This window comes from Gammaproteobacteria bacterium, from assembly GCA_024235095.1.
In the GTDB taxonomy this organism is placed as follows: domain Bacteria; phylum Pseudomonadota; class Gammaproteobacteria; order Competibacterales; family Competibacteraceae; genus UBA2383.
On sequence record JACKNC010000002.1, the window covers coordinates 531,917 to 555,334 of the forward strand.

A 23,418-nucleotide genomic window follows, 5' to 3' on the forward strand; every position below is an offset into this window, starting at 1 on the left:
CGGCTCTAGCGGGCGTCACTTCTTTTTCATCAAGCAATGCGCCTTCCGTGCCTGGTGGCTGTCCGGCTTCTCTCTCGCTATCAAGCCTGCTTCCATTACCAGGCTGGTGCGAAGATAAATCTAACCTTGTTCCGTTACGATCCGCCTGATTATTCATGCTCAATACTCAACTCCAAAAGCGCGGCACAAATAGCAACAACAAGGGAAAGATCTCCAAGCGACCCACCAGCATCGATAACGTCAACAACCAGGTCGCCGTATCATTCAGGGGCGCAAAATTGGACGAGGTTTCACCCAACCCAACCCCCATGTTATTCAGACACCCTGCTACTGAGCCAAACGCTGTCACCAAATCCACGCCAGTCGTCGCCAGCGCCAGCGAGAAAAAGCAGTAACTGAGAATGTACAGAAAATAAAATCCCCATACCGCCTGCATGACCCGATCAGGCATTGGACGGTTGCCAACCTTGACAGTGATTTGCACGCTAGGCCGAATAAGTAACTGAATTTCGCGCCAGCTTTGCTTGAACAACAACAGAAAACGGAAGGCTTTGATACCGCCACAGGTCGATCCCACACAACCGCCAAAGAAACTGCCCAACAACAGCAACAGAGGCACGACAAACGGCCAGTCTCCTGGATAGCCGGCAGTGGTCAAGCCATTGTCAGTGATAATGGAAGCCGCCTGGAAAAAACCATGATGAATCGAATCCAACAAGGGAAACTTGCCACTGTAATAAAGGTAAAAGCAGGTCGCAGCGATGATGCCCCCCATCACTCCCATGCAGAATTTGAATTCGGCATCGCGGAATACGGCTTTGAGACTGCGTGAGCGCCATGCTAAAAAGAACAGAGCGAAGTTAACCGCCGCGACCAGCGAGAAAATACCAGAAATCAACTCAATAGCCGAGCTATGAAAATAACCAATGCTAGCGTCGTGGGTGGAAAAGCCGCCCAACGCCAAAGTAGCGAAGCTATGGCAGATGGCGTCAAAGAAACTCATGCCCGCTGCCCAAAATGACAGTGTGCAAATCACATTCAGTCCGACATAGATGTACCAGAGATTCTTGGCGGTCTCGGTGATGCGCGGCGTCAGTTTCTCATCCTTCATCGGTCCCGGCGTCTCCGCTTTGTAGAGTTGCATCCCACCGATGCCTAACATCGGCAATAAGGCAACCGCCAACACCACGATGCCCATCCCACCCAGGAAATTCAGTTGCGCCCGATAGTACAGAATGGCTTTAGGCAGATCATCAAGACCGGAAAGAATGGTAGCGCCCGTCGTCGTCAAACCAGAAACAGTTTCAAACACGGCATCCACCAGGTGCATGTGTGGATGTTCAGCCAACATGAACGGTATCGCGCCCAACAAGGAGAGTAGCACCCAGAACGCGACGACCACGACAAAACCATCACGGTTGCGTAGATCTACCTTGAATCGGCATACCGGCAACCAACACAACAGGCCCATTGCCAACATTGCTCCCATCGCCTTCGCGAATGGCGCGACCACTTTGTCACCATCGTACCACCACGCCACCGCGATAGGCGGCAACAAGCTGACGCTGAACAGGATCATTAACAACCCGACCATATACAGCACCGCCCTGACCGGCGCCCGTCGCTGAACTGCTGTCCACCCTTGCCCGACAGTTATTGCCTGCATTGCTATTATCTTGATATAAATTGAGTTTAAACGCCGTCACCAAATCTACAGCTAATCCATTCCATCATCGGATCCTGGAAATAGCCAATGCTAGCGTCATGGGGCGCGAAACCGCCCAACGCCACAATGGCAAAACTACTTCAATACCGTCATACCACCCAGCCACGGCCATGGGCGGCAGCAGGGTAGCGCTGAACAGCATCAGCAACAATCCTACCATGTACAACCAGGTTCTGAACGATGAGCGCTGGTAGGCCGGTCGCCGCAATGGTTGCACCATCCACTGCTCAGCCGATTCATTATGGACGACGTGTTTACCTGAAGGCAGGTTCTCGGAAACTCCACTCTGCGAGGCTTGATCGTTCATCAAGTATTCCTGACCATTCGGTGATGACGTAGCCTGGACACCTTACTGATTTTCCGGCGCGGCGAATTTATCGTGTTAGTGAGTCTATGAGTTATTATGTGTTGCATATCGAACTGATCGCTAATTCCAGTGATGTGATGCTGCCTTGCTAAAGGAGAAACTACATGAAACTGACCAGCCCCGTTCTGCGCGACCGCCAATCCATCCCCGCTGATTATGCCTTTGGCGTTGCTGATCCTGAACAGCATGTCGTGCTAGGCTCCAACACCAACCCGCCGCTGGCTTGGAGCGAGTTGCCGCCGGAAACCCAATCCTTGGTTCTGATCTGTCATGATCCGGACGTGCCAACCCAAGCGGATGATGTGAATCAGGAAGGGCGGCAGGTGCCGGCCGACTTGCCGCGCACCGACTTCTACCACTGGATCCTGGTCGATTTGCCGCCGACGCCCGATCATATTCTGGCCGGCGAATTCTCGGAAGGCGTCGCCCCAAGAGGCAAACCGGGACCGGAAGCCCCACGCGGCGCGCGTCAGGGCATCAACAATTACCGGGAATGGTTCGCCAGCGATCCGGCCATGGCGGGCCGCTATTTCGGTTATGATGGACCCTGCCCACCCTGGAATGACAGCATTGTTCACCACTATATTTTCACTCTGTACGCGCTCGATGTGGAACGCTGCCCTGTAGAAGGCGATTTCACCGGCCCGGATGTGCTGGCCGCGATAGCAGGTCATGTGCTGGATCAGGCCAGTCTGACAACCACGTATAGTCTCAACCCGGCCGTACCGGCTTGAATCCTGGGCAATCCCCGCCCTTTTTCATCGTATTTACCAGGAGGTTGCCATGAGTCCCACCGATTCCATCAACGCCGACAAACGCCGACTCAAGCGTTGGTATCTGATCATGTACCTGCGAGTTTATGATCAGGATACCCAGGAGTTGTTAGGCCATATTGTAGACATTAACAAGGAAGGCATCCGCCTGGTCAGCGACAAACCGATTGCGCTGAACCGGACATTTCGTCTGTGGCTGGATGTTCCCAAGGAGAACAGTTCGCATCAGCGCATTTTTCTCGATGCAGAAAGCCTGTGGTGTGGCCGGGATATCAACCCGGACTTCTACGACACAGGTTTCCGTATTCTGAACATTGGCACCTCGGCGTTGCTGCAATTGCAATTGCTTATCGAGGAATTCAAGTTCTGATGTCTGGTCTTCACACATAGGAGTCCGGTTGTGGGCGATAAACCGTTAAATCGCTGGCGATCTGGCTCCTATAAACAATTCAATGTCTCTGAAAAACAGTATGATGCAGGAACTTAATCCCTACTTTAACCAGATTCAGGATCTCCAGGAGCGCTGCGCGTCCCTGAGGGGGTATCTTTGACTTTGAAACCCGGCGTGAGCGGCTCATCGAAGTCAATCGTGAATTGCAGGAACCCAACATCTGGAACGATCCAGAGCGCGCCCAGGCTTTGGGCAAGGAGCGTGCGCAACTGGAAGCGGTCGTGGAGCGCTTGGAAAGCCTCGGTCGTGGCCTGAACGAATCTGCTGAATTGCTCACGTTGGCCGGCGAGGAAGGCGATGAAGCCGCGATTGCCGAAGTCGCGCACGACCTGCAACAACATGAACACATCGTTGCCAATCTGGAATTTCAACGGATGTTCTCCGGCGAGCTGGATTCCGGCAATGCTTTCCTCGATATCCAGTCCGGTTCTGGCGGCACTGAAGCGCAGGATTGGGCGGAGATGCTGTTGCGCATGTACCTGCGCTGGGGAGAGCGGCGCGGCTTCAACACCGAGTTGCTGGAAGCCTCGCCAGGTGAAGTCGCGGGCATCAAAAGCGCCAGCGTCCGTTTTGAAGGCGCTTACGCGTTCGGCTGGCTGCGCACGGAAACCGGCGTTCATCGCCTGGTCCGCAAATCGCCGTTTGATTCGGGCAACCGTCGCCATACCTCATTTGCTGCGGTCTTTGTCTCCCCGGAAATTGATGACAGCATTGAAGTGGACATTAATCCAGCCGATTTGCGCGTCGATGTCTACCGCGCTTCTGGCGCCGGCGGCCAGCACGTCAACCGCACTGAATCCGCGGTGCGCATCACTCATCTGCCCACCGGTATTGTGGTGCAATGCCAGAATGACCGCTCCCAACACAAGAACCGCGCTACCGCCATGAAGCAACTTAAGGCCAAGCTCTATGAACTGGAACAGCAAAAGCGCAATACTCAGGCTCAGGCGCTGGAAGACAGTAAATCCGACATCGGCTGGGGTAGCCAGATTCGCTCGTATGTCCTGGATCAGTCGCGTATCAAGGACTTGCGTACTGGCGTCGAGACCGGCAATACCCAGGCCGTGCTGGATGGCGACCTGGATGACTTCATTGAAGCCAGTTTAAAGAGCGGACTGTAAGATAATGAATGAAGCCATTGATTCTCCTAGCGTGTTGCTTGAAGAAAACAAGCTCATCGCCCTGCGCCGGCAAAAGCTCCAGGAATTGCGCCAGCAGGGCAACGCCTATCCCACCGATTTCCGGCGCGATGCGCTGACGGCTGAACTGCATACCGCTTATGGTTGCCACGATAACGCCCGGTTAGAAGCCGAACCCCATCGGGTGCGGGTGGCCGGGCGGATGCTGGCCCAGCGGATCATGGGTAAAGCCAGCTTCGTGCGGCTGCGCGATCAGTCCGGCGATATTCAACTGTTTGTTCAGAAAAGCGCGCTGCCGGAAGGATTATACGAGGCGTTTAAGACCTGGGATCTAGGTGACATTCTCGGCGCCGAGGGTGTGGTGTTCAAAACCAAAACCGGCGAACTGTCCATCAAGGTCGATACCCTGCGCTTGTTGACCAAATCGCTGCGCCCCTTGCCGGAGAAGTTTCACGGGTTGGCTGATCAGGAAATCCGCTATCGCCAGCGCTATGTGGACCTGATCATGAACGAAGCGACCCGTGCGACCTTCCAGTTGCGCTCAGCCCTGGTCGCCCATATTCGCGACTTTTTCAACCGGCGCGGCTTCCTGGAGGTCGAGACGCCGATGATGCAACCTATCCCAGGCGGCGCGGCGGCCCGGCCATTCATCACCCATCACAATGCGCTGGATATGCAACTTTACCTGCGCATCGCCCCGGAATTGTATTTGAAACGATTGGTAGTCGGCGGTTTTGAGAAAGTCTATGAGATTAACCGCAATTTCCGCAACGAGGGGCTGTCTACTCGCCATAACCCCGAATTCACCATGCTGGAGTTCTATCAAGCCTATGCGGATTACCGCGACCTGATGGATCTGACCGAGGAACTGCTGCGCGGCTTGGCGCAGGCGCTGCTCGGCGACGCGGTTATTCAATATCAGGGCGAGCATTACGACTTCGGCCAACCCTTTCGACGCTTGACGGTGCGGGAAGCGGTGCTGCATTTCAATCCGGCGATCACTGCTGTCGAACTGGATGATCCGGCGTCTGCCCGGCGCATCGCCCAGGACTTGGGCGTGAATGTGCAACCGGAACACGGTCTGGGCCGGATGCAACTGGATATTTTTGAGCAGACGGTCGAACATCAGTTGCGCGATCCAACTTTCATTACTGCCTATCCCACCGAGGTCTCGCCGCTGGCCCGACGTAATGACGCCGATCCGACGATCACTGACCGCTTTGAACTGTTCGTCGGCGGACGAGAAATCGCCAATGGTTTTTCCGAGCTAAACGATCCCGAGGATCAGGCCGAGCGCTTTCGCAAGCAGGCGGAGGCCAAGGCTACCGGAGATCATGAGGCGATGCACTACGACGCTGATTATATCCGGGCGCTGGAACACGGCTTGCCGCCGACCGCTGGCGAGGGGATTGGCATCGACCGGCTGGTCATGCTGTTCGCGGATGCGCCTTCCATTCGCGACGTGTTGCTGTTTCCGCACCTGCGCCCGGAGTAAAGGGTTTACGCTTCCGCGTGATCAGGCTGCCTCCGCTGGGGGCGCTGGTTTGAGCGGAGGATTCACAATTGCGCTGCGCATCGGCACTACAACGCCATGCTCGGCGCAATGTGCGCGTGGCTGCTCGCGTAACGCGACCACGGGCCGCTTGCAGTGCGGACAAACCGTATGAACAGGATGTGAAGTCGTCATGGCTTAAGGTCCTTAGAAAAGGGAGTATTGCTTTCTTGGACTCCTTCATACCGGTTTTGTTTTTGCAACGCAACATAAATTTGCTGCTTAGCAACATCAAGTAGTAAAAAAACCTTTTTGTCAGCATTTTATCTTTACTACAACGATAAACGCCTTATGTCGATCTACGCTTTTTTCCGGCGATGCCCACGTATCGAAAATCCCAGAGTGATCATGACCCTGCTGGTGCGGGATGAAATCGATATCATCGAGCGGCATCTGCGCTATCACACCGGTTCAGGCATCGACGGTTTGATCGTGACCGACCATCAGTCCCGGGATGGTACGCGCGAGATTCTGGAAGAGCACCGGAAAACCGGGTTCATTCTGGAATTAATCGACGAACCGAGTCCCGCTTTCGATCAAGTCGCCTGGGTGCATCGGATGATTGAGCGGGCGCGCGACCACTATGGCGCGGACTATTGCATTAACAGCGACGCCGATGAATTCTGGTATGCAAAGGACGGTTTATTGCGTAGCGAACTCGCGCGCAGCCGAGTCAGCAAAATCAAGTGTCCGTCTTACAGTATGCTGCCGCCTGCGGAGGGCGGGTTCTGGACTGCGACGGATTGCGTTCAGCGCGGCATACCGAAACGCTTTCCACTCGATGGCTTCAATGTGCTATTCCATAAACCGACGCACAAAGTCATTCATCGGACCCAGAGCTATCGCCGAATCACACCGGGCAATCATGGCGTGGAGATGGCGGACGATATCAGCGAGCGATCCAGGACCATTCGCCTTTACCATTACAACATTCGTAGCCGGGAGCAATTCAAGCGCAAGATGTTGCAGGGCGGTGCGGCGATGGAGGCGAATACCAGTAGTTCGGAGAAGCAGGGATCGCACTGGCGGCATTTTTATCGCGGCTACCAAGCCGGACTGATTGATTTCGATGAAGAGTTCGACAAGGTGATAGGCCGACGTCAACTGGCGGAATTGCGCCGGTTGGGCTGTGTTGTCACCGACCCGACCATGCGGGATATTTTTGCAACCCTGTAATGCCAGAGTCTGATGTGCACGAGACCACTTGCGGGCGATTTGGCGAATCAGCGCCCACCAGCGGTCTTCCTGCCTCAAAATGACAACCTCTCAGCTTCTGACCCGCTCCAGGATAGCATTGATTATCCCTTCGCTGGAGGGAGAATCTACGGTAAGCAACATTCCTTCCTGCCGGTAAAAGTCAATCAGCGGCGCGGTTTTCTGGTTGTAGGTGTCAAGGCGATTACTGATAGCTTGCTCGGTCTCATCGTCGCGCTGCACGATGGGGCTACCGCATTTGTCGCACACTCCCTCGACCTTGGGAGGTTGGCTCCGGACATTGTAAATGGCCTGACATTGCGGGTTCACGCAGGTGCGGCGGGTGGTGAGACGGTTAAGAATCTCCTCACGCGGGACTTCAATATTGGCCACCACGTCCAGCTTAATGCTCAGCTTGTTCAGCAACGTCTTGAGCGCCTCAGCTTGGGGGATGGTGCGCGGAAAGCCGTCCAGCAAAAAACCCTTGGCGCAATCAGATTCCTGCAAGCGCGTTTCCATGATGCCCATGATCAGATCATCCGGCACCAGATCGCCAGCTTTCATGTAGGCTTCCGCTTTTTTACCCAGTTCCGTGCCGGCCTGCACTGCACCGCGCAAGATATCGCCAGTGGAGATTTGGACGGAACCATCGACCTGGGTCAAGAGTTTGGCGATGGTGCCCTTGCCTGCGCCGGGGGCGCCTAATAGAATGACTTTCATAATATTTTCCTCGATTATCGGTCAATTGTGAGAGTAAGTCGCAGTCAGTTCCAGCGCCAGGCACTGACTGCCAAATGTTTAATGATAGTCCATGATGACGGTCTTGCCTGATGGACTGAAATCAGAGAACGGTCGAATCGCCATCCTTATTACCGACTTCATGGGGTACTTGGGGTTTTGAGCGCAACCGACCCGTCGGGTGGACAAACGGCGCAGGATAGATCGTCATTCTGCGCCGTTGATGGATAGACTTCGTGATTGGGAAAACGCAGGCGGTAGAAATAAGCGCTGCCTAATAGTTCCTCCCAGTCAATCGTCAGATAGCCGGTTTAGAACAGCAACGCCTCGGTGGGCATGTCGTTAACGTCGAAGGTGGCCAGCAATTCGGCGTCCGATTCCAATTGCTCGAGCATTGGCAACCAGGTTTGCCGTTCGGTGAGCAATCCTTTCCAAAAAAGATCGAAAATCAGTTGGTCGTTAATCCTCGCCGCGATTTTCAATCATCAGCCGCTCCCCATCGGCACCCTCCCCCACCAGAGGGGAGAGGATTTCGAGGAAAGTTTAACAGCCCTGGCCCCCAAAAGGGGAGTGAGCATTGATGAATGAGGAAGCGCTTGGGAGACTTACTGAGCGCCGCCTAACTGATAGACATAAACCGCTAGGAGTTTAATGTCGGTGGGCGACAGGCGATCCTGCCAGGCCGGCATGATTCGAGTATTGTTCACACCTTTGGCCACAAACTCCTTAATCGCCGCCTTCTTATCCTGGAGAGTCTTATGAGCCGGCACGTTAGCAATCGTCCAGATCTTGTCCGTCAGATTGGCTGAACCCAGCACAGGGAGACCTTTAGCGTCGGCCCCGTGGCAATAGTAGCAACCGCCCACTTGCCCCTGGAAAATCGCCTGGCCCCGCTCAGACGCTTCGCTCTTTGGCGCTTCATCCGAAAGAGTCAGGACATACTCGGCCACATCATCTAGTTGTTCCGGTTTGAGCACTTGACCGAAGGCTGGCATAAACCCTCTGCGGCCCTGTACCAGGGTTTCATGAATTTTGTCGATGCCGCCGCCCCATAGCCAGTCATCATCGGTCAGGTTGGGATACAGACCCACCACGCCCTGCCCGCCGCCGCCATGACACGCTGCGCAGTTATCGCCGAACAGGCCCTTGCCGACCGAGCGCACGAATTCCACCATTTTCGGGTCTTTGGCGATTTGCTCGTAATCCGCCGCCTGCACCTTGGCCAACATCTCCTTGCGCTGTGGATCATTCGCCGCGTCGCCCAACGCTTCGAGTAACAGAGCGCGGGTGTTCCAGCGGAATTCCTTTTCCTGTTCCTTGCCGGTCGCCTTGTCTACGGTCGTATATTCAACCTTGCCAAAACCCTTGATCCAGGTATCTCCGACCGGCCAGGAAGGGTAAACAAACCAGTAGAAAATCGAGAACACGACGGTTCCGTAGAAAGACCACAGCCACCAGCGCGGTAGTGGATTATTGTATTCCTGGAGATCGCCATCCCAGGCATGGCCGGTGGTTTGCACCGCGCCGGAAGGTTGGGAGGTATTCGTATTATCAGTCATTGTCCGTCACCATTGCAGGATTGGGTTTCAATCCGCGCCCGTTGATCATCGCGGGCGAAACCATGAAGCTCGGACTGCCGGGGTTCATCCTCATCGAACGGTATGTACTTGTAGGACTCCAGCCGCCGAGCGCGCTGTTTACCGGTGAATACATAAAGCAGGATGCCGCAGAATGCGCTAAAGAAGATCACCAGCGCCAGCGGCTTGGAGTTTTCCATGTGGGTGAACCACATCAGCCAGTCGAACATGGGCCAGGCTCCACTCCGTTCCTCTCGCAACATAGAGAGGAACGGGTTCAGATTATTTAGCGGAATTCGACGAAATAGCCTTCGTCGTACTGGTTAAAGTCCACCATCGTGCCAAGCACCTGTAAGTACGCGACCAGCGCCTCCATCTCGGTGATACGGTCCGGAAGACCGTCGAAGTCCTTCTCACGCGCCTGTTGGAGCAGGCTATCCTGCGCCTTGCCGATATCCAGTTGATCGGCGATAGCCTGGCCGTAACGCTGGACATTGGCGTCGTATTCAGCCTGGGTTACGGAATACGGTACGCCGGTTACTCGCAAAGCGCGCATCCGGCTGTCCACATCTGCGTAGTCCAGATCGCTGTCCAGCAACCACGGATAATTGGGCATGATGGATTGTGGCACCACCGAACGCGGCGCCACCAGATGCTGGACATGCCACTGATTGGAATACTTGCCGCCCAGTCGCGCCAGATCGGGACCAGTACGCTTCGATCCCCACTGGAAAGGATGGTCGTACTGTGATTCCGCCGCCAGCGAGTAGTGTCCATAGCGCAACCATTCATCGCGGAACGGACGAATCTGCTGGGAATGGCACAAGTAACAACCTTCGCGGACGTAGATGTCGCGACCGCGAATCTCCAGCGGCGTGTAGGGACGCACCCCGTCCACTTTTTCAATCGTTTCGTTGATGTAAAACAATGGGACGATTTCCACCAAGCCACCGATACTGATAACCAGGAGGATGAGCACCAGCATCAACGCTGAATTGGTTTCGATTTGTTCATGTCGCATGGTTTTGCTCTCCAGCGCTCTCAGGCTTTCGCCAGTTTGGCCGCCAGTTTGGCCTCAAGCGCCGCCTGCTCGCGCCGGCCAGCCTGCACGGTCATATAGATGTTGTACACCATGACCAATACCCCTGCGACAAAGAACGCGCCGCCCAGCGCCCGCCAGATATACGGCGTATGCATAAACTCCACCGTTTCGATGAAGGTGTAAGCCAAATTGCCGTAGTCATCGAAGCTGCGCAGCATCAAGCCCTGGCCGATGCCGGCCACCCACATCGAGGTGATATAGAGCACGATGCCAATTGTAGCCAGCCAGAAATGCACATAAATCAAGGTCTGGCTGTACATCCGTGTGTCGTACAGGCGCGGAATCAGGTGATAGAAGGAACCAAAGCTGACCAGCGCAACCCAGCCCAGCGCGCCGGAATGAACATGGCCAATCGTCCAGTCGGTGTAGTGCGACAAGGCGTTGACGCTCTTCAGCGACATCAATGGCCCTTCAAAGGTGGACATGCCATAGAACGACAGCGACGTAATCAGGAACAGCATGATCGGGTCGGAGCGCAACTTGTCCCAGGCGCCCGACAGAGTCATGATGCCGTTGATCATGCCGCCCCAAGACGGCATCAGCAGCAGGACAGAGAAGGCAGCGGACAGCGTGGACACCCAATCGGGCAGCGCGGTCCAATGCAAATGATGGCCGCCAGCCCACATGTACAGGAAGATCAGCGCCCAGAAGTGAATGATGGACAGTCGATAGGAGTAAACCGGTCGCCCGGCCTGTTTGGGAACAAAGTAGTACATCATGCCGAGAAACGCAGCGGTCAGGAAGAACCCGACGGCATTGTGGCCATACCACCACTGGGTCATAGCGTCCTGCACGCCGGCGAACAAGCTGTAGGATTTGGTCAGACTGATCGGCACGGCGAGGTTGTTAAAGATGTGCAACAGGGCGACCGCCAGCAGGAACGCCATAAAAAACCAGTTGGCGACGTAAATATGCGGCTGGCTGCGCCGACGAATGGTTTCAACATACACCACGATATAACTCACCCAGACCACAGCAATCGCCAAGTCGAGTGGCCACTCAAACTCGGCGTATTCCCTGCTCTGAGAAAAACCCGCCATGTAGCTGAGTACGCCGAGGGTTACGCCGCCGGTCCACCCCCAGAAGGTGAACTCGGCCAACCAGGGAAAGGCCAGCCGCGCCTGGCAAGTGCGTTGTACGATGTAATAGGAGGTGGCGAACAGAGCGCTACCGCCGAAACCAAAAATAACCAGCGTTGTATGTACGGGACGCAAGCGTCCGAAGGTCAGAGCAGGAATATCGAAATTCAGGAACGGCCAAGCCAGTTCGCAGGCAATATAGACGCCGACCGACATGCCGATCACCGCCCATACCATGGCTATGATCGTGAATTTGCGGACGATATCATAATTATACTGCTCGGCTGGCAACGCTGAACTCAGGGCCATAATCCAAGTCTCCTTAGCAAGCCATAGATTAAGATGTTTTTAGCGTTTTCCAATCAATATTGTTGTCAGCATTGGAAATGCGCGCCGGGGTCAGTCTGGAAGACATGGCATTCTACTAGGATTTACCGGGTTTTCTCAATCAGAAGAAGCTAATATTCTGGAATGGAAGCGTCCCGCATGAAATAAGGTTAGGGTCGGATCAGGATTCACGGAGCCGGTCGTCTTTTTGCGTACTCACGGGCAAAGGCGAAGTCCCATGTGGGCGCGATGCAAAATGACCTGGCAACTCAAGCACACTTATGGGAATCGATCTTCCGGGGCGCGCCATGCGGGAGGCGCGGCCTGTGAAATCACATGGGCCGGGCCGCGCCGGATGCGCTCGAAATAGGAAACATGAGCCGGTGATGCGGGCGGCCAACGCTTTAGAAACTCACGCTCCCAGCGGTCGGCATCGAAGTCAAGCGCTAGGGCGTCGATGTGAATCGGCCCTGGATTTGCGCCATACAATCGCTGATGCGGGCTGGGCGTCGTACTGATTCGGGTGATAACGCCAAATCGCGTGTTCGCAAAATTGGGCATTCCTGCTGCCCCATTATTGATAATCCAACCCAGTCGTCCTTCAAGACCAAAGCAACGGCAACCGGGCAAACAGGTATGGCTGCTGGCAAAAACCTCGACATTTGCTTGCAGAAACGCGGATGTCAGCCATTCATGATTCACTTTATTGTCCAGCGCATTGACATCAAATCGCCAACCGGCGAGCGCCTCGGCGTCGCCATGCACCACTCCGATCCGTGCGTCGCCCACTCGATAACAGACGTACATCGGCAATTTACGCAGACTGGCCAGGGCATCGGGATGGCGTTGAGCGGTGGCCTTGAGATAGGCATGAATCTGATTGGAGCGTTCCACGACTTTTGCGTCGACCGTTTCCGGGTAGGCGCAACCGCAACCGGCTTCCGCTGCTCCTTGGGTCAGCAATTCCGCTTCCACGTTGCCGAGCAGGGCGTCATGGCGAAGCACGCGCGCGTTGATTTCGACGAAGGCGCTCTCATCGGCATCAAACCAATGAAAGTCGCCATTGAAACACAGCGTTACCGGACCCGATTCAGTCGCGGCCAGCACCTCCACAGCGTCAAGCGCAGGTCGGTTGCCATACAGGCCGCCGATGACATACAGGGTTTCCGCTTGCCGTTCAGGCGCGACAGCCAGCGCCGCTGGGCCGTAGCGGTAACGCAGGGGACAAACCCGGCCCGGCGCGTTCATGCAGACGCACTCTGCGCTACAGGCATCCCACGCCACCGACGCAAAAGCGCAGGTAACAAATAACCTGTCGTACAGATCAGCAATCCGTAAAGATTGGTTCCCAGAAGAAGCGCGTACTTGCCTTCGCCGATCGCCCAGGCCGCAGGAATCCAGCCGATTGCAAGCAGGACGCCAAGGAGCAGACCTGGCCAGAAGCTCAGATGAAAACTCCAGGGAGAATAACCCACCCCGCATTGCAACAAAAACACGGGCGCTAAACCCATGACCATCGTACCGCTCAGGGTTGTGGCGGCAAGAATCTCCGCGCCAGCGATCATGGGCAGATTACCGAGTACAGCAATGACAATCATCGCCACGGTACCGTAGCGCAAAGCAGAAACTGTCGGCTGTCGCCCGGCGATAGCCGGCAGTTCTTGCGCAACCACTTTGGAAAGAGAGGCAAAGGTCGAATCCAGAGTGGAGCCAGCGGCGGCGATCATCAACACTGTCATGACGAACAGCGCGCCAATCCCCAGCGCCTGGGCGACCGCTGCCGGCGCATTGCCGCCCACAGCGAGTCCGCTTAACCGGGCGTCGATGCCCACAAAGCTAAAGACCAGAATGGCGAAGAAGCCACCGACGCCCGCCAGGATAAAGGCTTTCAACATCGCCTTTTCCTCGGTAATGAATCCGCGATCGGTCAATACCGGATCGTGGAACGGATAGCTGAGGATTTGCAAGCCGGCGACCCACAATAAATCCATACCAGCCGCCAGCTTGAATTCACCAACGCTCAACAGGTTCGCTACCCCGTGCTTGGGCAATACCAGCAGCAGCACCGCTGCCAAAAAGACCACGAAAACCGCCGCCTGAATGACATCAGTGACGATTGAACCACGCAGCCCTCCCTTGACGCTGTAGAACAAGGTCGCTGCGGTGAATAGCAGCGCCGCGCTAATAAACTCCGGGCTGCCCGCTGGACCATAGTAGCCACCGACCACCGCCGTGTTGCTCCATACCTCGTTATAGAGCCGGATCAGAATGGCGGCGGTAAAGGCCAATGCCGCGGCGCGACCGTACTTTCCGGTCAGGAAACCCACCAGACTGGTTGCTCCGGTGCTGCGGCGCAGATAGTAGATAACGAAGCCCGCCAACGGAATCGACAACCAGTATGTCGCGTAGGCCAGTCCGCCAACAATGCCGTAACTCGCTCCCAGATTAGCCGCGTTCGTTACCGACTTCGCAAAAATCCACGAAATGAAGATACTGGCGGTCAGCGCCCACTGACGGGCTTCCCGTCCATTGTTATCCTCACCCCGAAAGAAGGCGCCGACGGTGCGCGCGTTCGGCGTCACCGCATACAGCGCCGCGCCGTAAAAAATCAGAACACCCCAGAACGTCAGGCCAAAAGCCGTGGACAGCATGATTGAATCTCTCAGTCGATGGTTGGGAGGGATCAGATAGCGGTGTTAGCGTCACTGACTGCTGTTTCCAGTGAGCGGGTCGGACCCCGCCGCCAGGCATGAAAGCGCTCCACCCAGGCCAGCAAATTCTGTGGAGCATGGGCTTTCTTCCAGACGCCGGCAACGTACTTGTTGGCTTCCGCCAGGGTCGGGTAAATGTGAATCGTGCCGAGAATTTTATTGAGACCAATGCCGTGGCGCATGGCGACCACGTACTCAGCGAGCAGATCGCCCGCATGTTCGCCGACAATGGTCACGCCCAGGATTTGGTCCTTGCCGGGCGTGGTCAGTACTTTAACGAAACCGTGCGCCTCTCCATCGGCAATCGCGCGATCCAGATCATCGATGCCATAAACGGAAACCTCATAAGAAATGCCTTTTTCTTTGGCATCCTGCTCATTAAGGCCGACGCGCGCCACTTCTGGATCGACAAAGGTCGACCAGGGAATCACTGAATAATCGGTGCGAAACTTCTTGAGCGGATCGAACAGGGCGTTGACGGCAGCGTACCACGCCTGATGAGCGGCGGTGTGGGTAAACTGGAACGGCCCCGCCACATCACCAGCGGCGTAGATGTTCGGATAGAGCGTTTGCAGATACTCATTGGTCTCCACGGTGCGAGTGCGCGTCGTGGGAATGCCCAGTTCCTCCAGCCCGTAACCAGTCGTGTTCGCCACCCGTCCAACCGCGACCAGCACCGCATCAAAGGGAATGCGCACATCCTGGCCTTCATGTTCGGCGATCAATAATTTTTCACCGTTTTCCACCAGAAACTGCTTGGCCCGGTGATTGACCAGCACGTTGACGCCTTCCGCGCGAAAACGCTGGGTTACTAACTCCGAGACTTCCGGATCTTCGCGAATCATGATGCGCGGCGCCATCTCGACCTGCGTCACCTGCGCGCCGAAGCGGGCAAAGGTCTGGGTCAGCTCCGAACCGATCGGGCCGCCGCCGAGCACTACCAACCGGTGAGGCAATTCCCGCAGCGCCCAGACATTATCGGAAGTCAGGTAGCCGACCTCTTCCAGTCCGGGAATCGGCGGTACAAACGGCCGGGCGCCGGCGGCAATGACCATGCTGCGCGTCGTCAAAGTCCGCGTTCCCTCAGCAGTAGTCACTTCCACTGACCAGGGTGAAGTGATTTTGGCCGCGCCTTCCACCACGTCGACGCCCAATTCGGTATAGCGCTCCACGGAATCATGCGGAGCAACCTCTTTTATTACCCGCTGAACCCGCTCCATCACTTCGGCAAAATCAAAATCCGCTTCGGCTTTACGAATGCCAAATTCTGATGAGCGGCGGATATGCGAGAGGAGCTTAGCTGAACGGATCAGCGCCTTGGAAGGAACGCAACCGGTGTTCAGGCAATCGCCGCCCATCTGATGTTTCTCGATCAGCGTCACCCTGGCTTTGACCGCCGCAGCAATGTAGGCTGTGACCAACCCGGCGCTGCCTGCCCCGATGACCACCAAATTACGGTCGAAGCGAGTCGGCTTGGACCACTTTGCATAGACCCGCCGCGCTTTCACGACGGCAACGATCTTTTTGGCGATCAGCGGAAAAATGCCGAGCAGGGCGAAGGAAGCCAGTAGTTCGGGCGATAGAATGCCCTTTAGCGAATCGATATGCGCCAATTGCGTACCCGCGTTCACATAGACCAGCGTACCGGCCAACATGCCGATCTGGCTGACGCCGTAGAAAGTCCAGGTGCGGATTGGCGTCAAACCCATCGCCAGGTTGATGACAAAGAACGGGAAAATCGGAATCAAGCGCAAGGTGAACAGGTAAAAGCCGCCCTCCTTTTCCATTCCGGCATTAATCGCTTTCAGCTTGTCGCCAAATTTTTCCTGCACCCAGTCGCGCAGCACAAAGCGGGCGGCGAGAAAAGCCAGGGTTGCGCCGATGGTTGAAGCAAAGGAAACGATGATCGTTCCCCACAGTAACCCGAAAATCGCGCCAGCGGCCAATGTCATGATCGCCGCGCCTGGCAACGACAATCCCGTTACCGCCACGTAAATAGCGAAGAAGATTCCTGCGGTCAAAGCAGGATACGCCGTTCGATAAGCGTCGATGGCCGCTTGCTGATTTTTTACATAGTCCAAGCTAAAAAAACGCCCCAAATCGAGGATAAAAAAAATTGCTATTATCAGAGTAATTGCTAATGCTAATACAATCTTGCGCATATTCATGAAGTGGCTCCAGTGCCTGCGGGTGCGGTGGTTGTGCGATAGATCAAGCGTTGGTGGGCGAACGACGAATGAGTGACGCTACAAGGGCTTTTACGCAGCGCCCCCGGATCTGGATGCAGCGAAATGCAGTAAACCGGCAACCAGAAAGAAGCGCGGTCGAGTTTGCAGCTGGAAATTAGCCTGATTATTGATGCTGATACAACCATGCCACAGCGTAATTCCAGGATGGGTGCGCCATGTCGGAAAAACTTGACGTTTTGCCAGCCATAGACTAGCTTTTCGTTGGCTTGGTCTGGGGTCAGAACGATTAGGTAATAGTGCTATACAAGAAAATTTTATGTATGACACATTGGTTTTTATCTAGTGATATATCGACCCATTTGATTTATTTCACTGTTGATGAATGATGGAGATGCAATGCAGCAAAATAAGATTTATGTTGGCAACTTCCCATATACTGTTGATGAATCACAGTTACGGGAACTGTTCTCGCCTTATGGGGATATTGAAGATCTCGCCCTGATCATGGACCGGGAGACGGGACGACCCAAAGGATTTGCTTTTATCACCTTCGCCGCACAACACGCCGCGGAAAAGGCCCTTGAACAAAATGGTAAATCCCTGGGGGGACGGCCGCTCAAAGTGAACATGGCGACCGAGAAACCGGCGCGTGGAGGGCGCGGCGGCGGTAGCCGGTCACGGTGGTGACAGGCTGACATCTTCGGCGCCCTGACGATTTTTATAAGCGCTGCGAAAAACTGTAGATCCGCTTGAAAGCGGGCTTTACAGGATTTTTGGGTTCATTTTTGGTTCTTCAACCTTATCTTTGGAGTGAGTTCCGTAAGGTAACCAGTTCCATAAGAATCGTCGAAGAACCAAGTTTTTACACAGACATCAGACTGGATTCCAGCGCCCCGCCGCAACTACTGCCTTGCCCAGCGGTGCAGCCATAGCAATGGTCAGCGACCTGAATTCGGGTGCCGGTCAGATCGCAGTCCAGCAATTCGCCAAGATGGGTGCGTTCCAGTTCGCTGGCGCCTAGGGGCAGTTTCAGCATCTGGTTGAAGTCACAGTCGTACACATACCCCTGCCAGTCCACTGAAATCAGATTTCGGCACATCACTGCATCCAGATTCTCGGCGCGGTGCGCGGACTTGAGCAATTGCATATAGGGCGCGAATTGTCCTTTTGAGATCAACTGGCTGCCAAAACGCTGAATGGGCATATTGGCCAACGCCAGCAAGCGCGAGAAAACTATCCCGTAACGGGTCAGTAGCTCCTGTTTGTAAGCGGCTTCCAAACCCACTTGGTCAGGCGGCAGGATCGGACCGAGCGGGTTATAGACCAGATTCAGCGTGAGTCCGCTATCGAGTTGGCCATAGCCTTGGTCATTAAGTTGCCGCAAACCCGCCAGACTGGATTCGAATACACCCTTACCACGCTGCTGATCGACGTTTTCTTCCAGGTAACAAGGCAGAGAAGCGGTAATTTCAACGGCGTGCCTGGCCAGAAATACTGCCAAATCCTCTTGGCCAGGCTCCTTGAGGATGGTCAGATTGCAACGGTCGATCACCCGAACGCCTTGACTACGGGCATGGGTCACCAGGGAACGGAAATGCGGATTCAGTTCAGGAGCACCGCCCGTCAGATCCAGTGTCGTCACCTGACGCAACTTCATATAGCGAAGCAATAGCTCCATTGTCTCCCATCTCATTTCCTCAGTGCGTTGAGGGCCGGCTGCAACGTGGCAATGGGTGCAGGATTGGTTGCAACGATAGCCCAGATTAGCCTGCAAGGTATCGATGCGGGCACGGTAAACCGTGGGGAAATCGGTTTTCACCAGAAGTGGAAAAGTATCACGCATACCTGTTCTCTCGAACGAATCAAGGGATTTGCTGGCTTAGTCGTAGTAAGGAAGATCATTCTTACATCCAGACTGATTTCAGGAAGCATCCTGGATCGTTAATCGACCTTGCGTCTCGGCTTCATCGGTAGTCAGGGCGTTGCCGGAGACATCCTGCCACTCGATTCCCCCCCCACCATAGACGACTGGCGTGAGTTCAGTCTCCACGATAACGGGCAGGTAATCAATATCATAGTAGGGATTAGGCCCGCCTTCATCCTGGGGTTCGTTGTAGAGATCCCAGCGCGGCCAGTTATCGGGGTTATCCGCGCCAGCGCGCAAAACAGCGCGGCGCTGATAAAGCGTATGTTGCGTTTTCATGGGCGGACTCCTCATTATTTTGTGCTGCAAATGTGGTGAATACCGGATAAATGCTTGTCGTCGCTTCCATTGCTTCTTACACTGGCGACCGGGAACCGACTGCGGTAAGTGGTTCAGCGTAACCGACATCAGCATTTTATAGAAAATACTATGACCCAAACGCGATGTTCGACTTTTTCGAGGGGAGATGAGGGCAGGCGGATGCGGCATAGCGATGTAGGCTAAGCGGAGAGGAACCAATCACCTCAACCTCACGGAGAGATCACCATGCCGCTCGAAGATTTTATTATCACGGTGTTTTGTTGGGTAGAAGAACACACGACTTCCGTGCTTGGGGATCACCGCTTACGCTCCCGCGGCTTTGCCCCCAAACTGATGGATAGCGAAGTGATTACGATGGAAGTGGTCGGCGAGTTTTTGGGTTTGGATACCGATGTGGGCATCTGGAAGTACTTCAATCGACATTGGTTGTCATGGTTTCCGAAACTCGGATCGCGGACCACGTTTGCCCAACAAGCGGCAAATCTGTGGGTCATCAAACAGCGGTTCCATCAGCAGCTACTCATGGATTTAGGCACCGCGGCTGATCCGATTCATCTGGTGGATGGCTGTCCGATGCCGGTGTGTGTGTTGACCCGCGCTCCTCAATGTCGGTTGTTCCCCGCGGCGGCGGACTTCGGTTATTGTGCAGCAAAAAAGCATTATTATTATGGACTTCACGGTCATCTGATGGTCACGGCCCATGGCGTGATCACCGCTTGCACGGTGACGCCGGCTTCCGGTGATGAGCGCGAGGCACTGTGGGATTTGACCGACGGCGTTCAGGGCCTCGTGATTGGCGACAAAGGTTACATTAGCGCCTTTCTTCAGGCAGAGTTAGTGACAGTCGGCATTGATCTGCAAACCCCCTTGCGGGCCAACATGACCGATCCTCGTCCTGCTTGGGTCGTCCGGCAATTGACGAGCACCCGCCGTCTCGTAGAAACGGTCATCGGTCAACTTGTCGCGCAGTTCCATTTTGAAAAAATCCGGGCGCGAGATGTTTGGCCTTTGACCCGTCGGGTCGCCCGAAAAATCTTGGCGCATACCTTGGGTATTTTCATCAACCGGCAAGTCGGTCGTCCCGACCTGCAGCTTGAGAGCCTAATCGCCTGAAAGTCGAACATCGCGTATGACCCAAGTTATTGGGCACATCAGCATTAACAACATTATTGCTGACCTGGAAGCCCTTATGGGCAGCAGCGTTGCCAATCAAGCGGGGTCGCGCAACGAGCCTTTATGTTGTGCACATACCGATTGTCGCTATACCCTTTTTCACCCCGCCCGTCGGATGAGTCCCTGATTAAGAGAAAGACCATTTTTTCGACAGCCCCCAAGATTTTTCCTCATCCATGAACACGCCGGCAAAGCCCTATAATCTGCTCCGCTCATTTTCAGCGCTCAGCCTGCTAACTATCGTTATCATCAGCACCGCATCGGCGGTGTTGTTGTCCCGGTTCCTGCGCGAGACCTTGCTGGAACGAAATGGATTGTTGACCTTGGAGTTCGTCCAGGGCATCGCTCAGTCACAAAACACCAGCCTGTATTTCAGCGAACCGGACAATAAACGTCAGGGACCACTTGACGATTTTTTCAACCGAATCGCCCACATGCCCGATGTGGTCCGCGCCAATGTCTACTCCCGCGACCGCGTGGTGCTCTGGTCCACCGAAAAGCCGCTGGTGGGCCGGCAATTCCCCGAAAATAACCCGGAACTGGACGAAGCCCTGCGTGGCCACTTGGCGCTGCACACCGGACGGGTCGAAGCCCACAGCAAAAGCGAGCACATCCTGTTCGCCCCGGACGTAGAAGAATTCGTCGAAAATTACATCCTTATTTACGGGCCAGGCGGCATGGTGGTCGGAGTCATCGAGCTTTATAAACTACCGCGCATTCTCTGGGAAACCATTGCCCGGGGCCAGCGGCTGGTCTGGATGAGCGCGGCATTGGGCGGATTGTTTCTCTACACGGTGCTCTTCTGGATCGTGCACCGCGCCAGCCGAACGATCACTCACCAGCAACAAGCGCTGGTCGAGGCCGAACAGTGGACGCTGGTCGGCGAGTTGACTGCTGCGGTCGCGCATAGCCTGCGCAATCCGCTGGCCGCTATCCGCTCTTCTGCTGAATTGGCCGCTGAAACCGAAGATGTCGCGAGCCGCGAATGCCTTGGCGACATCATCGTCCAAGTGGACTGCATGGAACGGTGGATTCGTGATTTGCTGCTCTATTCGCATCAACCCGACGGCAACACCCAGACCGCCAATTTAAGTGAAACGCTGCGGCAGAGTCTGGCTGGCTTCAGCGACCGCTTCACCCGGCAGGGCATCATCTTGCAGGTCGCCTTGCCGGAACCGTCGCCCCGGGTATGCGCCGATCCTCAACTGTTGAGGCAGGTGTTCAACAGTCTGCTTGCCAATGCTCTGGAAGCGATGCCGAAGGGGGGGCAATTGCGCGTCACCGCAGAACGACGCGGTCGCCAGCTAACCTTGGCTTTGCGCGATACGGGGACTGGCCTGTCGTCTGAACAACTGGCTGGAGTTTTCAAACCCTTCGTCAGTCATAAGCAGCGAGGCTTGGGGATAGGTCTGGCGCTGGCGCGGCGCATCGTCCAGCGCTACGGCGGTCACCTTGAATTGCATAGCCAGCCCAGCAAGGGCGCAACCGCTGTTTTGCAACTGTCCCTGGCGGAGTGAACGCCATGTCACACGCGGTCCTGATCATCGACGATGAAGAAACCCTGGCCAGAAATATCCGCACCTACCTGACTCGCCACGGTTATGAAGCCCGCATAGCCGGCAGTGGTGAGGAAGGCCTGGCTGCGTTGGACAGTTTTAATCCCGATCTGGTCTTGCTCGATTTCCAGTTGCCGGGCATGGACGGTCTGGAGATCCTGCGCCGTATCCGCACTGCCGCTCGTCATGTCAAAGTAGTGATGATGACCGCTCATGGCGGGGTGCCGGTCGCGGTGGACGCTATGAAAGCCGGCGCTTACGACTACCTGACCAAGCCATTGGCGCTCAGCGAACTCAAGTTGCTGCTCGACAAGGCGATCGGCCAGGAACAACTGGAAGGCGCGCTCGCTTACTATCAGAACCGGCAGGCGGAGCGCAGCGGACTGAATAAACTGCTTGGGGAATCGCCGCCCATGCAGGCGCTCAAGCGCAAAATTCAGCAGTTCATCGACGCAGAGGAGCGGCTGACGGAGGGCGAGCCGCCGGCGGTGTTGATCACCGGCGAAACTGGAGCCGGCAAGGAACTGGTGGCGCGCGCCTTTCATTTCGAGGGACCACGCCGCGACCGACCCTTTGTCGAATTGAACTGCGCGTCTATCCCCACGCCACTCCTTGAAGCCGAATTATTCGGTTTCGAGCGCGGCGCTTTCACCGACGCCAAGGAACGCAAACTGGGATTGGTGGAAACCGCGAACGGCGGCACCCTGTTTCTGGACGAAATTGGTGAGATGGAACCGGTGCTGCAAGCCAAGTTGCTCAAATTGCTGGAGGATCGTCGCCTGTGCCGGTTAGGCGGTCTGCGCGACCAGAAAGTGGATATCCGCGTAATTGCCGCTACTCATCAGCCTCTGGAAGAACGGGTTCGGCAAGGGTCGTTTCGCTCGGATTTGTTCTTTCGCCTGCGCATCATTTTGGGGTGCCGCCGCTGCGCGAGCGCGGCGAGGACATCGCTCTGCTGACCCAGGCTTTTCTAGTTCATCTGGGGCGACGCTATGGCCGCACCGGGTTACAGCTGACCCCGGCGGCTGAGCAGGCGCTGCAACGCTATACTTGGCCGGGCAATGTGCGGGAATTACGCAACAGCATCGAACATGCCGTGTTACTGGCGGACGAGGGCGTAATCGACGTGGGTCATCTCGCGCTCTGCCCGGCGCTGTCATCAGCGCTGCCTCGTGATGACTCCGCCCTGATTCCCGGTTCAGACTTTCCTGAAGAGGGCATCGATCTGGAAAAACTGGAGCAACGGCTGATCGTGCAGGCGTTGCGCAAGACAGGCTGGAACGTCACTCGGGCCGCCAAGCTGCTAAGCTTGTCGCGGGACACGCTGCGCTACCGGATGGAAAAGTACCGGCTGTCGGCTGAGGAAAACTGACGGTATCGCCGCTTTGTTTTCTGCTCACAATGGGCCGGCGTTATCCCCCAACCTGGGGCCATTCCCCCAGACAGCCGGGGTATATCCCCCACCCCACTTCATTCTCTCCCTGCTTCATCACTGATAAATAAACGGCGTCTTCATTGA

General features: G+C 55.6%; 22 protein-coding genes and 1 pseudogene. 9 read left to right on the plus strand and 14 right to left on the minus strand.

Going from position 1 to position 23,418, the window contains the following annotated elements:
- Positions 1-166: 166 nt before the first annotated feature.
- Together H6973_15430 and H6973_15435 are read right to left on the minus strand one after the other, a co-directional pair.
- Complete coding sequence (locus tag H6973_15430; protein ID MCP5126979.1) at positions 167-1,666, minus strand: potassium transporter; 1,500 nt, start codon at positions 1,664-1,666, stop codon at positions 167-169.
- 64 nt (positions 1,667-1,730) lie between these two features.
- On the minus strand, positions 1,731-2,033 hold the full coding sequence (locus tag H6973_15435; protein MCP5126980.1) for a hypothetical protein: 303 nt from the start codon (positions 2,031-2,033) through the stop codon (positions 1,731-1,733).
- A gap of 164 nt (positions 2,034-2,197) precedes the next feature.
- On the opposite strand from H6973_15435, the gene H6973_15440 reads away from it, so the two are divergent.
- The 4 genes from H6973_15440 (at position 2,198) to lysS (ending at position 5,951) form a co-directional block, all read left to right on the plus strand.
- Positions 2,198-2,827, plus strand: a complete 630-nt coding sequence (locus H6973_15440) for a YbhB/YbcL family Raf kinase inhibitor-like protein (GenBank protein MCP5126981.1) — start codon at positions 2,198-2,200, stop codon at positions 2,825-2,827.
- A gap of 49 nt (positions 2,828-2,876) precedes the next feature.
- Complete coding sequence (locus H6973_15445; GenBank protein MCP5126982.1) at positions 2,877-3,236, plus strand: PilZ domain-containing protein; 360 nt, start codon at positions 2,877-2,879, stop codon at positions 3,234-3,236.
- 103 nt (positions 3,237-3,339) lie between these two features.
- Positions 3,340-4,438, plus strand: a protein-coding gene (prfB, locus tag H6973_15450; GenBank protein MCP5126983.1) for a peptide chain release factor 2 whose coding sequence is annotated in 2 segments (ribosomal slippage) — positions 3,340-3,414 and positions 3,416-4,438 — 1,098 coding nt in all. Because the reading frame shifts where the segments join, the coding sequence is not laid out codon by codon here.
- A gap of 4 nt (positions 4,439-4,442) precedes the next feature.
- Complete coding sequence (gene lysS, locus H6973_15455; protein MCP5126984.1) at positions 4,443-5,951, plus strand: lysine--tRNA ligase; 1,509 nt, start codon at positions 4,443-4,445, stop codon at positions 5,949-5,951.
- A 21-nt stretch (positions 5,952-5,972) separates the two neighbouring features.
- Here lysS and H6973_15460 read toward each other — a convergent pair whose 3' ends face one another.
- Positions 5,973-6,143: a hypothetical protein gene (locus tag H6973_15460; GenBank protein MCP5126985.1), complete on the minus strand. Its 171-nt coding sequence runs from the start codon at positions 6,141-6,143 to the stop codon at positions 5,973-5,975.
- 156 nt (positions 6,144-6,299) lie between these two features.
- On the opposite strand from H6973_15460, the gene H6973_15465 reads away from it, so the two are divergent.
- On the plus strand, positions 6,300-7,184 hold the full coding sequence (locus H6973_15465; protein ID MCP5126986.1) for a glycosyltransferase family 2 protein: 885 nt from the start codon (positions 6,300-6,302) through the stop codon (positions 7,182-7,184).
- A gap of 90 nt (positions 7,185-7,274) precedes the next feature.
- On the opposite strand, the gene H6973_15470 is transcribed toward H6973_15465, so the two are convergent.
- The 9 genes from H6973_15470 to H6973_15510 all read right to left on the minus strand — a co-directional run bounded on the left by H6973_15470 (position 7,275) and on the right by H6973_15510 (position 16,904).
- Positions 7,275-7,922: an adenylate kinase gene (locus tag H6973_15470; protein ID MCP5126987.1), complete on the minus strand. Its 648-nt coding sequence runs from the start codon at positions 7,920-7,922 to the stop codon at positions 7,275-7,277.
- 329 nt (positions 7,923-8,251) lie between these two features.
- Positions 8,252-8,422, minus strand: a complete 171-nt coding sequence (locus tag H6973_15475; protein ID MCP5126988.1) for a hypothetical protein — start codon at positions 8,420-8,422, stop codon at positions 8,252-8,254.
- A gap of 123 nt (positions 8,423-8,545) precedes the next feature.
- Positions 8,546-9,499, minus strand: coding sequence for a cytochrome-c oxidase, cbb3-type subunit III (ccoP, locus tag H6973_15480; GenBank protein MCP5126989.1), 954 nt, complete (start codon positions 9,497-9,499; stop codon positions 8,546-8,548).
- Positions 9,496-9,717, minus strand: coding sequence for a cbb3-type cytochrome c oxidase subunit 3 (locus tag H6973_15485; protein ID MCP5126990.1), 222 nt, complete (start codon positions 9,715-9,717; stop codon positions 9,496-9,498). The genes ccoP and H6973_15485 overlap by 4 nt, the downstream gene beginning before the upstream one ends.
- 86 nt (positions 9,718-9,803) lie before the next feature.
- Complete coding sequence (gene ccoO, locus H6973_15490) at positions 9,804-10,538, minus strand: cytochrome-c oxidase, cbb3-type subunit II (protein MCP5126991.1); 735 nt, start codon at positions 10,536-10,538, stop codon at positions 9,804-9,806.
- Between the two features lie 20 nt (positions 10,539-10,558).
- On the minus strand, positions 10,559-12,007 hold the full coding sequence (gene ccoN, locus H6973_15495; GenBank protein MCP5126992.1) for a cytochrome-c oxidase, cbb3-type subunit I: 1,449 nt from the start codon (positions 12,005-12,007) through the stop codon (positions 10,559-10,561).
- A gap of 297 nt (positions 12,008-12,304) precedes the next feature.
- Positions 12,305-13,273, minus strand: a complete 969-nt coding sequence (locus H6973_15500; protein ID MCP5126993.1) for a hypothetical protein — start codon at positions 13,271-13,273, stop codon at positions 12,305-12,307.
- A complete protein-coding gene (locus H6973_15505; protein ID MCP5126994.1) occupies positions 13,270-14,676 on the minus strand; it encodes a sodium:solute symporter in 1,407 nt (468 codons plus the stop codon). Before H6973_15505 ends, H6973_15500 begins: the two co-directional genes overlap by 4 nt.
- Before the next feature lie 32 nt (positions 14,677-14,708).
- Complete coding sequence (locus tag H6973_15510) at positions 14,709-16,904, minus strand: FAD-dependent oxidoreductase (protein ID MCP5126995.1); 2,196 nt, start codon at positions 16,902-16,904, stop codon at positions 14,709-14,711.
- 417 nt (positions 16,905-17,321) lie between these two features.
- On the opposite strand from H6973_15510, the gene H6973_15515 reads away from it, so the two are divergent.
- Positions 17,322-17,612 carry an RNA-binding protein gene (locus tag H6973_15515; GenBank protein MCP5126996.1) on the plus strand — a complete coding sequence of 97 codons (291 nt, stop codon included), beginning with the start codon at positions 17,322-17,324 and terminating at the stop codon, positions 17,610-17,612.
- A gap of 175 nt (positions 17,613-17,787) precedes the next feature.
- On the opposite strand, the gene arsS is transcribed toward H6973_15515, so the two are convergent.
- Positions 17,788-18,768 (minus strand): arsenosugar biosynthesis radical SAM protein ArsS, encoded by a 981-nt coding sequence (gene arsS / locus H6973_15520; protein ID MCP5126997.1) that lies wholly within the window; start codon positions 18,766-18,768, stop codon positions 17,788-17,790.
- A 78-nt stretch (positions 18,769-18,846) separates the two neighbouring features.
- Positions 18,847-19,128: a hypothetical protein gene (locus H6973_15525; protein ID MCP5126998.1), complete on the minus strand. Its 282-nt coding sequence runs from the start codon at positions 19,126-19,128 to the stop codon at positions 18,847-18,849.
- A 267-nt stretch (positions 19,129-19,395) separates the two neighbouring features.
- Here H6973_15525 and H6973_15530 point away from each other — a divergent pair, with 267 nt between their 5' ends.
- The 3 genes and pseudogenes from H6973_15530 to H6973_15540 all read left to right on the plus strand — a co-directional run bounded on the left by H6973_15530 (position 19,396) and on the right by H6973_15540 (position 23,271).
- On the plus strand, positions 19,396-20,283 hold the full coding sequence (locus H6973_15530) for an IS982 family transposase (GenBank protein MCP5126999.1): 888 nt from the start codon (positions 19,396-19,398) through the stop codon (positions 20,281-20,283).
- A 236-nt stretch (positions 20,284-20,519) separates the two neighbouring features.
- Positions 20,520-21,860 (plus strand): GHKL domain-containing protein, encoded by a 1,341-nt coding sequence (locus tag H6973_15535; protein ID MCP5127000.1) that lies wholly within the window; start codon positions 20,520-20,522, stop codon positions 21,858-21,860.
- A 5-nt stretch (positions 21,861-21,865) separates the two neighbouring features.
- Positions 21,866-23,271, plus strand: a pseudogene (locus H6973_15540) (sigma-54-dependent Fis family transcriptional regulator).
- The last annotated feature ends 147 nt before the right edge of the window (positions 23,272-23,418 follow it).

What these genes read in the sequence shown, in the direction of transcription:
- H6973_15430 (MCP5126979.1), bottom strand. Translation starts at nt 1,666, where the DNA reads ATGCAGGCAATAACTGTCGGGCAAGGGTGGACAGCAGTTCAGCGACGG.
- H6973_15435 (MCP5126980.1), bottom strand. Translation starts at nt 2,033, where the DNA reads ATGAACGATCAAGCCTCGCAGAGTGGAGTTTCCGAGAACCTGCCTTCA.
- H6973_15440 (MCP5126981.1), top strand. Translation starts at nt 2,198, where the DNA reads ATGAAACTGACCAGCCCCGTTCTGCGCGACCGCCAATCCATCCCCGCT.
- H6973_15445 (MCP5126982.1), top strand. Translation starts at nt 2,877, where the DNA reads ATGAGTCCCACCGATTCCATCAACGCCGACAAACGCCGACTCAAGCGT.
- lysS (MCP5126984.1), top strand. Translation starts at nt 4,443, where the DNA reads ATGAATGAAGCCATTGATTCTCCTAGCGTGTTGCTTGAAGAAAACAAG.
- H6973_15460 (MCP5126985.1), bottom strand. Translation starts at nt 6,143, where the DNA reads ATGACGACTTCACATCCTGTTCATACGGTTTGTCCGCACTGCAAGCGG.
- H6973_15465 (MCP5126986.1), top strand. Translation starts at nt 6,300, where the DNA reads ATGTCGATCTACGCTTTTTTCCGGCGATGCCCACGTATCGAAAATCCC.
- H6973_15470 (MCP5126987.1), bottom strand. Translation starts at nt 7,922, where the DNA reads ATGAAAGTCATTCTATTAGGCGCCCCCGGCGCAGGCAAGGGCACCATC.
- ccoP (MCP5126989.1), bottom strand. Translation starts at nt 9,499, where the DNA reads ATGACTGATAATACGAATACCTCCCAACCTTCCGGCGCGGTGCAAACC.
- H6973_15485 (MCP5126990.1), bottom strand. Translation starts at nt 9,717, where the DNA reads ATGGAAAACTCCAAGCCGCTGGCGCTGGTGATCTTCTTTAGCGCATTC.
- ccoO (MCP5126991.1), bottom strand. Translation starts at nt 10,538, where the DNA reads ATGCGACATGAACAAATCGAAACCAATTCAGCGTTGATGCTGGTGCTC.
- ccoN (MCP5126992.1), bottom strand. Translation starts at nt 12,007, where the DNA reads ATGGCCCTGAGTTCAGCGTTGCCAGCCGAGCAGTATAATTATGATATC.
- H6973_15500 (MCP5126993.1), bottom strand. Translation starts at nt 13,273, where the DNA reads ATGAACGCGCCGGGCCGGGTTTGTCCCCTGCGTTACCGCTACGGCCCA.
- H6973_15505 (MCP5126994.1), bottom strand. Translation starts at nt 14,676, where the DNA reads ATGCTGTCCACGGCTTTTGGCCTGACGTTCTGGGGTGTTCTGATTTTT.
- H6973_15510 (MCP5126995.1), bottom strand. Translation starts at nt 16,904, where the DNA reads ATGAATATGCGCAAGATTGTATTAGCATTAGCAATTACTCTGATAATA.
- H6973_15515 (MCP5126996.1), top strand. Translation starts at nt 17,322, where the DNA reads ATGCAGCAAAATAAGATTTATGTTGGCAACTTCCCATATACTGTTGAT.
- arsS (MCP5126997.1), bottom strand. Translation starts at nt 18,768, where the DNA reads ATGCGTGATACTTTTCCACTTCTGGTGAAAACCGATTTCCCCACGGTT.
- H6973_15525 (MCP5126998.1), bottom strand. Translation starts at nt 19,128, where the DNA reads ATGAAAACGCAACATACGCTTTATCAGCGCCGCGCTGTTTTGCGCGCT.
- H6973_15530 (MCP5126999.1), top strand. Translation starts at nt 19,396, where the DNA reads ATGCCGCTCGAAGATTTTATTATCACGGTGTTTTGTTGGGTAGAAGAA.
- H6973_15535 (MCP5127000.1), top strand. Translation starts at nt 20,520, where the DNA reads ATGAACACGCCGGCAAAGCCCTATAATCTGCTCCGCTCATTTTCAGCG.